The organism is Thainema salinarum CENA647 (genome assembly GCF_057732415.1).
Map to the genome: position 1 here is coordinate 29819 of NZ_JBYJZJ010000026.1, position 14809 is coordinate 44627.

Sequence of the window (14809 nt, forward strand, 5' to 3'; positions counted from 1 at the left end):
CCTTGAAATAGGCCGTGTACTACTGATTTTTGAGGGGTATGTAGTCCATTTGCAGTCCAACACTGTACTACTCTTGAAAAACAAAGTCGCTAAGCAGCCATCTGCTTACAACGGTGATCGGCTCATCTTCTCCCTTAGGATTTCTCGTTGTTCGTGCTGACTTAGGGATGACAATTGCGGCTCCGGTTCCCCTAATCGACGCCGATGTTCTACACCAGCCGCGATCGCATCACTGCCGTCGTCATTCCTGATGCTTGGATTCTGAAGCCCTGACCAATGATCTAGGTCAGCCGTGATTCGCTTCAGCACTCGTAAGACCCACATCTGATTCACACTGACATAGGCTGTTTTGCAGTCACAGTCGGCTCTCAGATTGATAACCACCCGTTCGCCCCGAGCAAGTTGCTCCAGCCACTCAATACACCGACGCAACAGTCCCACTTCATCCGCCAATCGCTGCCGCAGCACTGTCTCTGCTGGGAGATGCTCGTCTAACTGATCGTCAGCATTGCGCCCATTCAACGGGTCAGGTGAGTTTAGCCATGCCGGAATGTGATGAGCTTCATCCGACTGCAGCAGTTGGTGAACTCGACTCGAACTCAATCCCATGACCGCAGCAATTTTGCGAATCGATAAGCCATCAGCATGGGCGGCTGCGATCGCCCAGATTTGCTCCCGTTGAGCCTCTTCTAGACGTATGCGTGCCAGCGATAAACGGGCCTGAATCCGTTTTTCCTTTGCTACTTCTGCTTTGAGCTGTTCTCTAGATTTCATAACCCAAACTATATATGGGTTCTACCGATTTTGTCCACAAAACTGGACAGCTTAGCGACCATTTTAGTTCGCTTTCTATACAAAGGCCTGTTATGGTGACGGTGGCTATAAATACGACAAGACGGCTAACGTAGGCGGCTATGGGCCTTATGCGCTGGAGTTTGAATCCGCTGATCCCAACGTGCCTGATTTCTTTATCGGTCATAACGACGGCTGCATTAGTGGAGCCAAGACTCCCGGTCAGAAAATGGGAGCGATCGGCAATCGGGGCATCAGCACTGGGCCTCATGCCCACATCACCCAATACGATGCCAATGGACAACCGACTCAGCCACAAATCGGCTTTGTCAGCCTCATCATGGGAGCGCCGGTGCCAATCATCAAAGGCAGCGCTGGCAGTACCAGCGGTGATTTAGTCAGCTTGGTCAAAGAGTTCGAGTCATGCTCTGAAACCGCTTATTGGGACTATGCCCAGTACAGCATCGGCTATGGCACGAAGGGCAATCCAGGCGAACGAGTATCCTGTGGGCCTGGTGGCGATGCTGAGCAGCGGTTACTGGCTGAGTTGGACAATGCGCGATCACAGGTGCAATCTGTGGTGAAAGTGCCACTCAATCAGCATGAACTTGATGCCCTGACCACTTTTCAGTACAACACGGGAGCCATTCAAGGCAGTGACCTATTGCGCCAGTTGAACGCAGGTAATAAGCAAGCTGCTGCCAACGAGTTTGACCGCTGGGTTCATGCAGATGGGCAGCGCCTGGGGGGATTAGTGGATCGACGCAGGGAAGAGAAGGAACTGTTTCTCACTGGTGACTACCAACGGCAGTAGAATAGAGCCACGAAAAGGTTTAGTTCCAAGGCTTACAACCCAGCTCTGGCAGAATGTCAGGGCTTTTTTATTTGGCGTAATAGAGAAATGTTTGACCGATAGGATTGACCTATTTACCTGAACAACGAGATGACAGAGCAGGCGAATCTAGGTTTTTCACTCAGTTTTGAGCAGCGCGAGGGTTACCTTTATGCACTTGTCACTGGACCAAGAGACAGTTTCAAAATATCCTGTCAGTTTTGGAAAGGGATTCAATTCCAAGTAATTGAATTAGGTGTCAGAAAAATCTTAGTTGAAGAAAGCTTTCCTAATCAGATCTCTCCAATGGAGATGTATCAGCTTGCAGAGTTCATAGCCGAACTATTTAGGCATCACGCCAAAATTGGCCACGTTGATCAACATTTATCAGACATGGAGCTCAATCAGTTTGGGGAGATTGTTGCGAATAATAGAGGGCTTCGCATCCGAACATTTAGCAGCGTGGAAGAAGCAGAACGATGGTTAAGAGGATAGTCATGATGATGGTTGAGACGCTTTTTGGAATCAAATTGACAGAGCCAGATGCGACCCCAAGATTAACTCTCTAGACAACGCATCTGACTAAGTGGTGGACTCTATCCCATTTAGGGCTAGACCTTGAGGCATTGTATCTTCTTGCTACTTATCATACGTATGCAGTTCGGATTAAACTACAGCAGCAAAAAACTTGTCTGTAGAAATAAAATGCTTGCCATGATTAGTCTACCTGTGGCGAGCTGGGACATTGATCTGGTGGACAACATCTAATTGGCTAAAATCTCCTGATAATTATTTGCTTCTAAAGGGAAATCTACATCAAGAAGTTGGCTTACTAGGAATTTAGAGATGCAAGGGTGGATTCATTCTGTCGAAAAGGTGCGTATAGGATCAATCGTAGGCTTGTTAGTCCCGATTGGACTGAGTTTAGTTTGGGGAGTTCCTGCAAACGCTCAAGTAACACCTGATGGCACTCTATCCACTACCGTTTCTCGCACAGGCAACAGCTTTACCATCAACAATGGCAGTCGAGTCGGCAATAATTTATTCCACAGCTTCAGCCAATTTTCTGTGCCCACCAATGGATCTGCTATCTTTAACAATGCCTCAGATGTGCAAACCATTTTTAGTCGAGTGACAGGAGGCAGTGCTTCCACTATTGATGGTCTTATTCAAGCTAATGGCAATACGAATTTATTTTTGCTCAATTCAGCCGGAATTCTTTTTGGCCCCAATGCCAGCTTAGATATTGGCGGTTCTTTTATTGCCAGTACCGCAAACAATGTCTTATTTAACGATGGTGTTCAGTGGAACACCACTGATACGGTCACGCCTCCGTTATTGACCGTTAGTGTTCCGGTAGGATTACAGCTTGGGCCAAATGCAGGTTCAATTCAGGTCGAAGGCCAACCAGCGCCCGATCCGTTGGTTCCCCGCTCTCCAACCTTGTCCGTCCAATCAGGAGAAACCTTGGCCTTAGTCAGTGAGCAAATCGATATTGATAATGCAACCTTAACGGCTACGGATGGACAGATCGAACTATGGGCCGTGCAAGATGCTGAGGTGAGGTTTGATAATGATCTAACAAACTGGCGCTTGATTAGTCCTACCAAAACGGCTAGCTGGGGTACGATTTCACTAGAACAAATCTCGTTAGTAGATGCGGGTGGAATCAACGGCGGAGCGATTAACGTCCGAGGTCGAGGATTAACAGTACAAGATGGCTCTGATATCAGGTCAACAACTTCGGTAGGACAGGGGCGAGGAATTACTATCGAAACAACGGAGTTTGTCAGGTTGCTAGGCGTTTCTGCTCTTGGACAACCTAATAATTCAGGAATTAGCACCTCTGTAGGATTACCGCTTGGTGCCGTCGGCTCGTCGCCGCCCTCTGTTACCGGCCAAGCAGGTAATATATCAATTGCTACGGAACGCTTAGAACTACGGAATGGTGGCTGGATTCAGTCTACGACCCGAGGAGATAATTCTCGTACAGGAGATATCACCGTTGATGCGACAGACGTGAATATTGTGGGGCCAAACCCTTTTCGTGGTAGCTCTTCAGCAATTACCAACTTAATTTTTGGGGGGAACAATAATGAAGCTGGTCAGCTCACGGTTGAAGCTGACCGTATCAGTCTGTTGAATAATGGTCGCATTAGCTCTGATGTCTTGCGGGGCAATGGCACTGCTGGCAATATCGAGATTCAGGCGACTGAGAGCTTGGATATTAGAGGATTGGGGGCTGCTAATGGAAACGCCAGTGGAGTGCTTAGCTCGCTCCAAGCCGGAACTACAGGACAGGGAGGCGCAATTTCGATTGATACGGGGAGATTAACACTAGCGGAAGGCGGCACTATTTCGAGCGGCTTATCTGGTGCCAGTGACTTCTTTGGGCCACTGCAGCCTGGTGCTCAGGGAACTGCTGGCAATATCGAGATTCGTGCCCGTGATGTGGAAGTTAGTGACCCAGTTAGTGATTTATTGAGCGGAGTAATTAGCGGCATTACAGTCTCGGTCGGTGATGGGGCTATTGGTCAAGGTGGGAGTATCAACTTAGCGGCTGACCGCTTGCGCGTCTTCAATGGTGGTCAAATTACATCGTCCAGCATAGGCCAAGGAACTGCTGGTAGTGTCAACCTCCAGGTCAGAGATATTGACGTACAGGGGATATCCCAAGCGCAAGTTAATGGTCAGTTTCTCCCTAGCTCCATCAGTGCCTCTTCGAGCAGTAACTTTGATGCTGGCTCGATTAACGTTGAAGCAGAACGCTTACGAGTTCGTGATGGTGCAGAAGTGACTACCCGTGCCACTGGGGCCGGAAATGCAGGCACCTTAACCTTTAGAGTAGATGAACTACAGCTCAATCAGGGCCGCATCGAAATTGCTAATGAAGGAACGGGAAATGCTGGGAACCTCACTATTGATGCCGTCCAAGTGGCACTCAGCGATCTCAGCAGTATCACAGCCACAACTCAAATTGGACAAGGTGGAAACCTGCGACTGCGGGTACAAGATACGTTGCAACTTAACAATAGTGATATTAGTGCCGATGCCTTGCAAGCGGGACGTAGTGGCAGCATCAATATTCAAGCGGCGAACACACGTTTGCAACAAGCCAGTACAATTTCAACTGGAGTTCAAGGTAGTGCACTGGGTGGTGCCTTGACGCTAGCAGGTGCACGCTTGGACATCTTTGATGGTTCTAGCCTCACTGTGCTCACCGGAGGGTCTGGTCAAGCGGGCAGTATCAACGTGCAGGCCGATGATCTCTTAATTCGGGGAATGGGTAGCTTTAACATTCCTGGCATTGGAGCCACACCAACACCGAGCTTTATTGGTGCGGGAACTCGTCCGGGTAGTACTGGCGCAGGCGGTAGTCTAACCCTTGAAGTCGATCGCTTACGTGTTGAAGCTGGTGGGATCATTAGCACGGGAACGTCAGGTGCTGGAGTGGCTGGGGATATTTTTATTCGAGCAAGCGACTCGCTGACGGTGGCTGGAGTTGGTGATCGTCCTGCACCCTTGTTTGGCTTTACCACCAACCATCCCAGTCGCATTGCAGCCACCTCAGTGACTGATGCGCCAGCCGGATCTGTACAGATCCAAACTCCTCTTTTGGATGTAAGAGATGGTGGCGTCATTTCGGTTAGCGGTGTGGGTAGTGGTGGTGCGGGTAATTTAGCTATCAATACTGATACTCTACGTTTGCTGAATCAGGCTACCTTAGAAGCTAATGTTGCGGGTGGCAATCAGGGCAATATTGAGATCGAGTCAAACCTGGTTATCCTACGCAATGGTAGTCGTATTTCAACGAATGCTACGGGAGATGCAAGTGGCGGAAATATCACAATCAATGCCGACTTCATTGTGGCGGTAGCTGACGAAAACAGTGACATTATTGCTAATGCGATCAGAGGTCGAGGCGGCAACATTGAGATCACAGCCCAGGGTATTTTTGGTCTTGAGTTTCGCGACCAACTAACACCAGAAAGTGACATTACCGCGAGTTCTGAGTTTGGCATTAGTGGCACGGTTCAGATCACCACCATTAATACTGCCCCTAGTTCTGGCGTGATTGAGCTACCTGCGAATGTGACAGACCCATCGCAGCAAATTACTACAGGTTGTGAGGAGACACAAGGTAGTCAGTTTGTTGCCACTGGACGCGGAGGTATCCCTCAGAATCCAACGCAGCAGGTCAACCGCGATCGCACTTGGGAAGATGTCCGCGATCTCTCTGCTTATCGACAATCTGGAAGCGCTGAACCTCCAGCCTTAGCTACTGCACCCAATCTAATTGAAACCACAAGCTGGCGTCGTAATGCCAACGGTCAGATTGAGCTGATTGCAAACCAATCGGCTGTGCCGCAGTCGGCTTTTGCTACCTGTAGTGGTTAAACAATGAGTGGTCGTGCATTTCAGTTACAGCACAGTAGTGATTCAATTATTGGAACTGCAACAATGATCAAGTCAATCCAGTAGAGAACTTTGTATACGATTTTTTAATAGAGTAGAAGAAGCCAAGGACTGGCTATTGAAATAGTTCAGCAAACTGCTGTTGTCCAGTTTGAAGGTTAATACTTAGCCGTTGGCTGGTTTTATGTTCATATCCTCTGTCCTAGAACTCTCTGTCTGTTGTAAGGATAAAGTTTCTACTCGCATAAAAGGAATGGGTGTAATAGGGGAGCGAACATCAGCCCAGACGCGTCTCGTACCGTCTTGTGCTATTGAAATAATAGCCTGATGACTCTTCAACCCTAAAAAGCGGCTTAGGGAAACAGCTTTAGACTGTTCACTTAATAGATATTCTGCTATTAGCTTATAAAGCTGTCCTTCAATTGTCGATCCTTGGTAAATCGCTCCATCTGCAAAGAAGCTAAATCGACAAACAGCAGCCTCAGGAATGATTTTGATCCTAGGCATCTTGTTTCCTCTAGGATAGTCTGAATTTTGTGCGAATAAAATGAGCGCATCGCAAAGTTTAGACGTTGCTATTTCTAGCCTACTGTGAAAAAGCTAAACTAATAATTGTGTTTTATAAATAAAAATAACGATTGTAAAGATCCATGATGCACCACGCCTAACACCAGAATGTTGAAGACACAGTGGCCAAAGCGCCATTCGGTTTAGTCTAGCGACAGGACCCAAGGCATTGGAATCTGCAACCAAGCCAGCACCGCTCGCACCACTGCCGTCTCATCGAGGTCATAGCCTCGGAAAAAGCGCTGCAAGCGTTTGTAGTGTGAATCGCACTGGGACTCTCCCCGAAAGGCCACCGCTAACTCACTGAGGTTAACGGTTCTCACCTGTAACAAGGCCACTAAAAAACGGGCGACAAAGCTCAAGCGAGCACCGTGCCAATTCAAATGCGGTCGCAAGGTTTCGTGCAGTAGAGTAATCTGATCCATAGGGTTTCGTTGGTGTCTAGCAACTCCATGAAACCCCTTTCCTCCCTATCTTTCAAGCTTTTTTCCTGTACTGAGAAAGGTTTCATATCCCTTTTGATTGCTAATAGTAGAGATTCACAAAATGTATTCATTTATTGACAGACGGGAATCTCGATGACAAATTTAGTTCCTTCTCCCAGGTTAGAGTCAACCTGTATTTTGCCATTATGTTTTTCGGTAATGATTTGATAGCTGATTGACAACCCTAAGCCTGTACCTTGACCAAGTGGTTTAGTCGTAAAAAATGGATCAAAAATTCGTGACTGAACAGATTGTGGAATACCTGGCCCATTATCAGCAATGATGATTTGTACTTGATTGTCAGATACTAACTGAGTTGAAATCCAAATTGTTTTAGGTATTTTATATGATGGAGAAGAATCCGCCTCGTTTTGCTGTTCAGTAGACTCCTGTAAAGCATCAACTGCATTGGCAATGAGATTCATAAAAACCTGATTGAGAGCCCCCGGATAACAGGTTACATCTGGCAACTGACCATAGTTCTTTACGATCTCAATAGGTGTTTTTCCAGCTTTAGAACGAAGACGATGCTGCAAGATTAACAGAGTGTTCCTAGTTCCACCCAAGTTTGTGTTGAGTAGAATTGAGGCAGAGAGTTCAGCAGGCCAAAGCCGATGGCTCAGCAACGACGCAAGCGTGGCACAGCAGGCGATAAAACGATTTGTCTGCCCATTGCAGACGACCTTGACTACGAGGTCTTAGTAGAAGACCGGGAAGCCTTTCGCCAGTATCTCAACGAGCAGATCGCATCCCACCCGGAACTGTTTCCCGACGGGATTGAGGCAGGCTATCGCTTTCACGGATGGGTCGAGTCCTCTCGTCAACAGCTCAAGACCCGGCGGATTTTGCTGCCGAGTACCGGAGAGGCTTATCAACTGCGTCCCGATTTGGTGATGCCGTACATGAGCGAGACGGCGGAGATGGCCGACAAAGCGCTCTATTTAAGAAAGCATGGCCTGTCGTATGAGGGGATTGCCTATGTGCTGGGCCGTTCTGAGATGCACTGGTATCGGCTCTGTCAGTCGTTCGGTCGAGCCTCGATTGTGGGCAGTACCCTCAAAAGGGAAACGGCGCTCCCCCCCATCTAGTTGCCGATGAGAAGCATTGTGATTGGCACGGGCAGCGAGTCTATCTGGCAGTGACAGCGGCGCAAGGGTGCGTCCTGGGAGCCAGTCTCAGTGCCAATGCGGGTCAGGATGGATTAACCGCAGCCTATGGGGTATTCCAGCAGGAAGCTGCCCATCATGTTCCCGACTATGCGCCCGAGACGGTGACGACTGATGGTTGGGAGGCCACCCGAGCCGCTTGGGAGGAGCTATTCCCTGGCCTGGTCTGGATTCTGTGCTTCCTGCATGAGGTGATTAAAATTCGCGATGGGTGCCGCTCTAAACCAGTCCTGGGTCAGCAACTAGCCGACAAGCTTTGGCATCTGTATCGGGGCCAGAGCAAACGTCACTTTGCTCAACGGTTGCGTCGGTTGCTGGAGTGGGTGAACACCCACGCGTTGCCCCAGGCCATTGACGCTCGCTTGCGACGCCTCAACGACAAATCTCACGTCTTCCAACGCGCCTTTGACTTCCCTGACGCCTATCGCACCAGCAATCAGGTTGACCGTCCGATGAACTATCTTGACCGCATCTTGTATGCCATGCAAGATTTTCATGGATTCTGGGACTCGGCGGAACAGTCGGTGCGCTCGATGGCCTTACTCTGGAACTTCCATCCCTTTTGTCGCAAGACTCGCAAAGCAATGGGCGGGTGCTTATGCCCCTTTGAGCAACTCAACGGCTTCCGCTATCACGACAACTGGGTTCGCAATTGGCTGATTGCCTCATCGTTGAATGGCAGAAGACCATTGCTCAGGAACGCTGACACAAAATAAGTTGGAACTAGGAGTGTTCTCAATACCTTCGTGTAAATCGACCGTTTTGAATTCAGCTTCATCAAGACGAGAAAAGTTTCGTAGAGACACCACAATTTGGCGAATCCGCTCTGTTCCTATTTTCATTGACCCCAGCACCTGCACCAAATCTTCTTGCAGAAAATTGATATCGACTTCATCTAGAGTATTTTGCAGGGCTTCAGGGGGACTAGGATAGTGAGTTTGATAAGCTTGCAGGATGTGCAGTAGGTCTTGAGCATAGGCTTCAACATGCATAATGTTGCCGTGGATGAAATTCACGGGATTATTGATTTCGTGGGCAATGCCTGCTACCATCTGCCCCAAACTGGACATTTTTTCAGTTTGTACCAGCTGAATTTGTGTCTGCTTTAGATTATCAAGAGTTTGAGAAAGCTCAGCGGTGCGTTCTTGAACGCGATCTTCTAAGACTTCTTTACTGTGTTCAAGGGCCGCAAATGAATGTTGCAACTGTTTAGCCATCGCTTGAAAAGACTGCCCTAAATCATTGAGTTCTGAAATCGGACTAGACTCAATACTTTGATCGAAGCGATTCTGAGCAATGGCTTTAGAAGCCTGCCCAAGACTCATAATCGGTTGCGCAATTCTGCGAGAGGTTAAGGTACCCAGAGCGAGCGCAACAGCGAACGCTCCTAAACAGAGACCAATGGTCAGACGCGTATTGGCCTGAATCTGGGCCATGAAGGTTGACTCTGGCACGATAGTGACAATTAGCCAATCCAGACCCAGTCCGTCATTAAAGGGAGAGACTTGTAAAAAGTAATGTTCTCCATCAACCCAAAACTCTAACTGAGTTGATTGGTTGATCGAATTAAGGTTGTCAAGCTGTTTCTCTAAAGATTGATAGCTAGCACGGACTAAAGAACTTGTGCTATTGGAGACATGTCTGCGCTGTTTTGTTCCAGTCGATGTTGAATCCAAAAGATTTTCGCCAATGGAATTAGCAACCAGCAGACCTGAGCGCTCCAAAATTAGTGTTGTTCCTGATTGAGAAATTTCTAGATCCTTTAAGAACTGACTGATGTGGTCTAAGACTAACCCCGATGCCAAAACACCTTGTAGATCGCCTGTCTCTCCATAGAGAGGAGAAACTCCCATAATTCCGATTTCAAACTCATCGGCAGTCCACAAGAAAATCGGACTCCAGGTTGGTTGACCTAACTGTTTAGCGGCTGTATACCAAGGATAATCTTGAGGAGTAACGTCTGGTTTTTGCCAAAGTAGCTGGGAACGCGCACCATTCTCATCCAAGCTATAAAAATAGAAATTATCTGAATTTTCCTCAATTGCAGCTAGGACAAATTGGTCTGCTCCTACCCGTCCAACAGAAATCATTTCTTTTTGCTCAGTTGCGATTCCTGTTGATGTGAGAGATGGAAAAGCTTCTAGTTGGTTTAATAGATAATTTTGAAGGTCTGTCTTATCGTCTAGATTTATTTTTTGTAGACGCAAAGCATTAGCATTAATCTGATTGGCGATATGGGCTTTTTCAAAATATGTTTCAAGGTGAAGCTGAATGCGAGAATCGATTTCCTGACGTAGATTCTCAGCTAGCTGGTTAACCGCTTTTTGCCCATTCCACAAAGCTAACCAACCCGTTAATCCCACAGCCGCAAAGATTTGCAAAACGAAAGGGAGAACAAGCACTAGTTGAAGTGGAACCCTTGCGACTTTTATCTTCATTTTTACAATGGTTTTAATGACTGATAGAGAGCACTGAGCGACTCTAAAATAAACTATCTATTTCCCGATTTATATATTCTCAATGAAAAAACTGGTGAGCTGGTAAAAGAGTCCGTAAAACTACGCTGATTTCAGTGTGCCCAAAATAAATAGAGAATATCAAAATGGCAATCTCGATTTCTCAACTTAAAACGATCTTGAAGATCAAGCTTGCAGGAGGAGGGGAATCGGAAGAAAGTACAGTAGGTAGTCAGAGAGTTTAAGTTGAGGGCCGATGATTAAACTCCTGAGTAACAGGGGATGTTGCTTATCTAGAAAGAGAAGCACTTCCAGTCCTCGATATGTCAGATTCAGGTCGTTAACCTTCTGCTCAAAGGAGTGGAACTGGATTAATCAGAGAACGGATTTCAGCCCATACTTTTCGTGTCCCACCAACTTTAACTGAAACAATAGCCTGCATGCTCTGTTGTTCAAGTGAGCAGGCTAAGGCTAAAGCTTGGAGCGGTTCACTATCACAATATTCTGCAATCAACTTATATAAGCTGTTGTACGCGACAGCGCCTTGGCAGATTGTCCCATCAGCAAAAAAAATGAATTCATAAATGGTAGCCTCGGGAACAATTTTGAACCGTGACATCTTATCGTTCATGTCAGTGTGTTGTTACTCACATCTAAATACAGAAAAATAAGAAATCTCAGTGCTGTTTATATTGAGTTTTTACCCGTTAGCGTATTGCCCCAAAAATGCACACTTGGAGTACCAAGTGAGTGGTGGTAGCGGGTGTAAAAGGCTACTCTGCAATGTTAGGATGTCAGGAGTCGAGCCTGAATAGAGAAATCGGATTAATCAACGAGTGCACTTCAGCCCAGACTTTTCGACAACCATTATCTTCAACCGAAACGATACCACGAAAGCCTTGTATCTCTAGCGCATAGGCTAATTCAAATGCTTGTAACCGTTCCGTGGATGAATATTCTGCAATAAGTTTGTAGAAGCCATTCAATACGATCGCGCCGCGATAGATTGCTCCATTGGCGAAGAAGTTAAATTCACTGATGGTGGAACTCGGAATAGTTTTAACCAGCATTTTGAGTGCCTCCATTCACTCTGGGTTGTATTCTTATGAGAGTTTTCCCTCAATTTACTCTATAGAAACAATAAACTTGGTGTTTTTACGTAAATTTTATATTTCAGAGTGGATTTGACTGCGGGATTACCTCAAATAAAATGGCTCGCCTCAATATATCTGTGGCGAGCAAAAAATATAACATGCTGCTCTAGTTGTGCCCAAAACAGACAGAAATTATTGAGGTTAAGATCTCACATCTCCCGCTCAGTGCTGATTAACTTCACCACCAACTTAGCGACTCTGAAAGTACAAAGTGTGGAACAGAACCGGTTCAGCCCCAGCAAAGCACTGGGGCTTTTATTTATGAGATCGCAGGTGACAGCGCATCCAGCCTCATCAAAGGAACGGGATTAATCAGAGACCGGATTTCGGCCCATACCTTTCGGATGCCGTCTATCTCAACTGAAACGATGGAATGCTGCCCTTGTTGTTCAAGAGCACAGGCTAGAGCGCAAGCTGTGAACCTATCAGTATCTGAGTAAGTCGCGATTAATTTATAAAAGCCATTACGAGCAACAGCTCCCCGATAGATGGCTCCATCGGCAAAGAAGTTAAATTCACAAATAGCCGAACCTGAAATGATCTGAAAATCAGCCATTTGTAGTTACAAGGTGGAGATGTTGATAGTTCAAATGTAAGCTCTGTAGCTTCTGTCACAGTGTTGTCTAGGCAATATTTTACGAACACTAAATAAAAATGCTCACTCGATACTCCAAGTGAGCGGTGATGGTAGCAGGGTGTATCAACTACTCTGATTTCAGTGTGCCCAGTTGAGATCGCAACCTATCAGATTTTGAGTCGCTACCTAGGGACACTTCAAACTCAGTACCTATCAGTATTACAGCCATTCCTGGGTACAACCGGCAACAACTGGCAACGGCCAAAGCGCTTGCTATGCCGAGCTTTCAGAAAAGCTGTTGCCCAAAGCTGGGCGTGGTGTGTGGGATGCGTAGCGACGGAACGTAGTGGAGTTGCGCAGCCTTCAATCATCTAAGTGATGAAGATTACTAATTATTACAGCTCGTCGTTATTAAGCTGCGAATAAGCCGTGATAGAAACGCCCCAAGCGCAAGCCCGAAATCATTTTGCTGATGAATGTTGCTCAATGTTGCAACTGGTCGTTATTAAATCGTGAATCAGAGCTGTTTGCTAACGGTGAAATGTCAGATCGCAGGTCAACCCCCTACTGCCCTTGCTCCTGCTCTCGTATTGACACGTAAATTGTCCAGCCCACAATCCCTAGGAACATCACCTAACAAAAATCTGCATCCAGTGGTTCAGAATCTATGCGCCCCACCCGCCATCCACCCGGAGGGTCGATCCAGTAATGTTGCTAGCTTCTGGTGAAGCAACATACGTCACGAGGGACGCCACTTCTTCCGGTTTGCCGTAGCGACCAAGGGCAGTCACAGACTTTTGGTAGTCAGCCTGGGGGCCACTAGCAGGGTTCGACTCAGTATCAATGGGACCAGGTTCCACACAATTGACGGTGATATTCTGCGGCCCCAGATCTCTCGCCCAGCCCCGTGTCAGGCCAGCAATGGTGAACTTCGTAGCGCAGTAGATGGAAAGCCCTGGCATGGGCACCGCTTCACCCAATGAGCTGCCAATATTGATGATGCGTCCGCCCGACTCCATGCGTCGAGCCGCTTCCCGACTGGCGACGAACACGCCGCGCACGTTGAGGTTAATTTGCTTGTCAAAATCCTCGTCGGTAATCTCAGCCAGGCTACCGGGGACAGCAGTGCCCGCATTGTTGACCAGAATCGAGACTTTACCTAACTCATTTTCGGTTTCATCGAATAGGTTGATTACCTGGGCTGGGTCACTCATGTCGGCTTTGATGGCGATCGCCTTACCGCCATCGGCCCGAATCTGCTCCACCACCTGATTGGCAGCATCAGGACTGCTGGCATAATTCACCGCCACACGAGCACCGTGGGCTGCCAGTTTTTGGCAAATCGCCGCGCCGATGCCACGGGAGCCGCCGGTGACGAGGGCCACTTGGTTAGACAGCGGTTGGTTCATAAAGAGTAATTGAGATAGAGAACAGAAATATGATAAACGCCCGTCTTCAGCCTTCTCCTAGACCAATTGAGGGATTTTGCTGCCATGAAACAGGACTGCATGATGTTATAAAAACAAAGACTGATTGAGCTGCAACTACTGTGCTGTTGGTTTTTCAGCCTTTACGACCAAAAGTTTCCGCTGCCAAAACTAAGCCTAGTCCATACAGGTGAGCAAATCATCAGCGTGCAGAGGAAGTTATGCAGTGTACCCAGTTGCGATCTCAGAACTTAAGAAGCGGTTCTAGGACTCTTAAGTAATCTGTTGATTTGGCATGAAATGAGCTGCGATCTCACTAATCGTCAAATTTCACTCCGAAATCGACATTTAAAGCAACCTCAATCTTGTGCAGGTTTTCGATTGAGAGCGTTCCTTTTAGTGTTTCTCGCTCAACGTCGTACCAGTAGGTACGGCTTAACTCCACTTCGGCGCATAACCGCTCTAAGGATTTATCAGACGCTAGGCGAGCCTTACGGATGCGCTCGCCCAGCCCAGTCACTTCAATTTCCTGAATTCGCCTAACTCTCACTTTTTGCCCTGACAACATCATTCACCTCACTAGTAAAGCGTTAGTTGATAGTTTTCACTATAAACCGTCAACTATTAGTTGTCGACTAATAGTTGACAGTGCATACTTAATTTAGTCGGGTAGGCAGCACCCGTTACCAAGCGCTCTCAGGCTACATAGATGTGCTGGAGGGATTACAGATAAATCCCGTAGATACCACTCTTGCGATCGCAAAAGCCGCGCCAGGTGCTGAATCAAATTAGCGCGATCGCCTAGCCCAACCGTTTCAAGGGCAGCCGTTATTCAAGGTACTCACAATGTCTAACTTGGAACAGCGGGGGCATTTGGACAGAAACCTACGGTTATGAAATTTTGGACTGGTATTGGACTATATCGCTTATTAGTTAT

Annotated in this window: 14 protein-coding genes and 1 pseudogene; 5 read left to right on the top strand and 10 right to left on the bottom strand. The window is 47.3% G+C overall.

All coding sequences use genetic code 11. From position 1 onward, the window contains the following. Positions 1-105: 105 nt before the first annotated feature. Entirely contained in the window at positions 106-774 is a 669-nt protein-coding gene (locus tag AC286M_RS35450; protein ID WP_488208943.1) for a hypothetical protein, read from the bottom strand. Between the two features lie 181 nt (positions 775-955). Here AC286M_RS35450 and AC286M_RS35455 point away from each other — a divergent pair, with 181 nt between their 5' ends. The 3 genes from AC286M_RS35455 (at position 956) to AC286M_RS35465 (ending at position 6022) form a co-directional block, all read left to right on the top strand. Further along, positions 956-1606 (top strand): lysozyme, encoded by a 651-nt coding sequence (locus AC286M_RS35455; RefSeq protein WP_488208944.1) that lies wholly within the window; start codon positions 956-958, stop codon positions 1604-1606. A 129-nt stretch (positions 1607-1735) separates the two neighbouring features. Beyond that, positions 1736-2119, top strand: a complete 384-nt coding sequence (locus AC286M_RS35460; protein WP_488208945.1) for a hypothetical protein — start codon at positions 1736-1738, stop codon at positions 2117-2119. Positions 2120-2524: 405 nt separating this feature from the next. Further along, positions 2525-6022 (top strand): two-partner secretion domain-containing protein, encoded by a 3498-nt coding sequence (locus AC286M_RS35465; protein ID WP_488208946.1) that lies wholly within the window; start codon positions 2525-2527, stop codon positions 6020-6022. Positions 6023-6205: 183 nt separating this feature from the next. Here the strand turns inward: AC286M_RS35465 and AC286M_RS35470 are convergent, their stop codons facing one another. The 3 genes and pseudogenes from AC286M_RS35470 to AC286M_RS35480 all read right to left on the bottom strand — a co-directional run bounded on the left by AC286M_RS35470 (position 6206) and on the right by AC286M_RS35480 (position 7628). Further along, positions 6206-6547 carry a hypothetical protein gene (locus AC286M_RS35470; RefSeq protein WP_488208947.1) on the bottom strand — a complete coding sequence of 114 codons (342 nt, stop codon included), beginning with the start codon at positions 6545-6547 and terminating at the stop codon, positions 6206-6208. A 140-nt stretch (positions 6548-6687) separates the two neighbouring features. Continuing rightward, positions 6688-7032 (bottom strand): annotated as a pseudogene (locus tag AC286M_RS35475) (IS4 family transposase); the annotation flags it as partial. Positions 7033-7163: 131 nt separating this feature from the next. Further along, positions 7164-7628, bottom strand: coding sequence for a sensor histidine kinase (locus AC286M_RS35480; protein ID WP_488208948.1), 465 nt, complete (start codon positions 7626-7628; stop codon positions 7164-7166). A 78-nt stretch (positions 7629-7706) separates the two neighbouring features. Between AC286M_RS35480 and AC286M_RS35485 the strand changes: the two genes are divergently transcribed. Both AC286M_RS35485 and AC286M_RS35490 read left to right on the top strand, forming a co-directional pair. Continuing rightward, the gene (locus AC286M_RS35485) at positions 7707-8180 is read left to right on the top strand and encodes a hypothetical protein (RefSeq protein WP_488202633.1); all 474 of its coding nucleotides are present in this window, start codon (positions 7707-7709) and stop codon (positions 8178-8180) included. Positions 8181-8230: 50 nt separating this feature from the next. Continuing rightward, complete coding sequence (locus AC286M_RS35490) at positions 8231-8974, top strand: hypothetical protein (RefSeq protein ID WP_488202632.1); 744 nt, start codon at positions 8231-8233, stop codon at positions 8972-8974. On the opposite strand, the gene AC286M_RS35495 is transcribed toward AC286M_RS35490, so the two are convergent. The 6 genes from AC286M_RS35495 to AC286M_RS35520 all read right to left on the bottom strand — a co-directional run bounded on the left by AC286M_RS35495 (position 8924) and on the right by AC286M_RS35520 (position 14422). Then, complete coding sequence (locus AC286M_RS35495; RefSeq protein ID WP_488208949.1) at positions 8924-10696, bottom strand: cache domain-containing protein; 1773 nt, start codon at positions 10694-10696, stop codon at positions 8924-8926. The two genes, AC286M_RS35490 and AC286M_RS35495, sit on opposite strands and share 51 nt — an antisense overlap. A gap of 370 nt (positions 10697-11066) precedes the next feature. Next, a complete protein-coding gene (locus AC286M_RS35500; protein ID WP_488208950.1) occupies positions 11067-11345 on the bottom strand; it encodes a hypothetical protein in 279 nt (92 codons plus the stop codon). 163 nt (positions 11346-11508) lie between these two features. Beyond that, positions 11509-11784 carry a hypothetical protein gene (locus AC286M_RS35505; RefSeq protein WP_488208951.1) on the bottom strand — a complete coding sequence of 92 codons (276 nt, stop codon included), beginning with the start codon at positions 11782-11784 and terminating at the stop codon, positions 11509-11511. A gap of 343 nt (positions 11785-12127) precedes the next feature. Beyond that, entirely contained in the window at positions 12128-12424 is a 297-nt protein-coding gene (locus tag AC286M_RS35510; RefSeq protein ID WP_488208952.1) for a hypothetical protein, read from the bottom strand. Positions 12425-13110: 686 nt separating this feature from the next. Beyond that, positions 13111-13854, bottom strand: a complete 744-nt coding sequence (locus AC286M_RS35515; RefSeq protein WP_488208953.1) for an SDR family NAD(P)-dependent oxidoreductase — start codon at positions 13852-13854, stop codon at positions 13111-13113. Positions 13855-14188: 334 nt separating this feature from the next. Next, positions 14189-14422, bottom strand: a complete 234-nt coding sequence (locus AC286M_RS35520; RefSeq protein ID WP_488208954.1) for a helix-turn-helix domain-containing protein — start codon at positions 14420-14422, stop codon at positions 14189-14191. Positions 14423-14809 lie beyond the last annotated feature (387 nt).

What these genes read in the sequence shown, in the direction of transcription:
- AC286M_RS35450 (WP_488208943.1), bottom strand. Translation starts at nt 774, where the DNA reads ATGAAATCTAGAGAACAGCTCAAAGCAGAAGTAGCAAAGGAAAAACGG.
- AC286M_RS35460 (WP_488208945.1), top strand. Translation starts at nt 1,736, where the DNA reads ATGACAGAGCAGGCGAATCTAGGTTTTTCACTCAGTTTTGAGCAGCGC.
- AC286M_RS35470 (WP_488208947.1), bottom strand. Translation starts at nt 6,547, where the DNA reads ATGCCTAGGATCAAAATCATTCCTGAGGCTGCTGTTTGTCGATTTAGC.
- AC286M_RS35485 (WP_488202633.1), top strand. Translation starts at nt 7,707, where the DNA reads ATGGCTCAGCAACGACGCAAGCGTGGCACAGCAGGCGATAAAACGATT.
- AC286M_RS35495 (WP_488208949.1), bottom strand. Translation starts at nt 10,696, where the DNA reads ATGAAGATAAAAGTCGCAAGGGTTCCACTTCAACTAGTGCTTGTTCTC.
- AC286M_RS35500 (WP_488208950.1), bottom strand. Translation starts at nt 11,345, where the DNA reads ATGAACGATAAGATGTCACGGTTCAAAATTGTTCCCGAGGCTACCATT.
- AC286M_RS35505 (WP_488208951.1), bottom strand. Translation starts at nt 11,784, where the DNA reads ATGCTGGTTAAAACTATTCCGAGTTCCACCATCAGTGAATTTAACTTC.
- AC286M_RS35510 (WP_488208952.1), bottom strand. Translation starts at nt 12,424, where the DNA reads ATGGCTGATTTTCAGATCATTTCAGGTTCGGCTATTTGTGAATTTAAC.
- AC286M_RS35515 (WP_488208953.1), bottom strand. Translation starts at nt 13,854, where the DNA reads ATGAACCAACCGCTGTCTAACCAAGTGGCCCTCGTCACCGGCGGCTCC.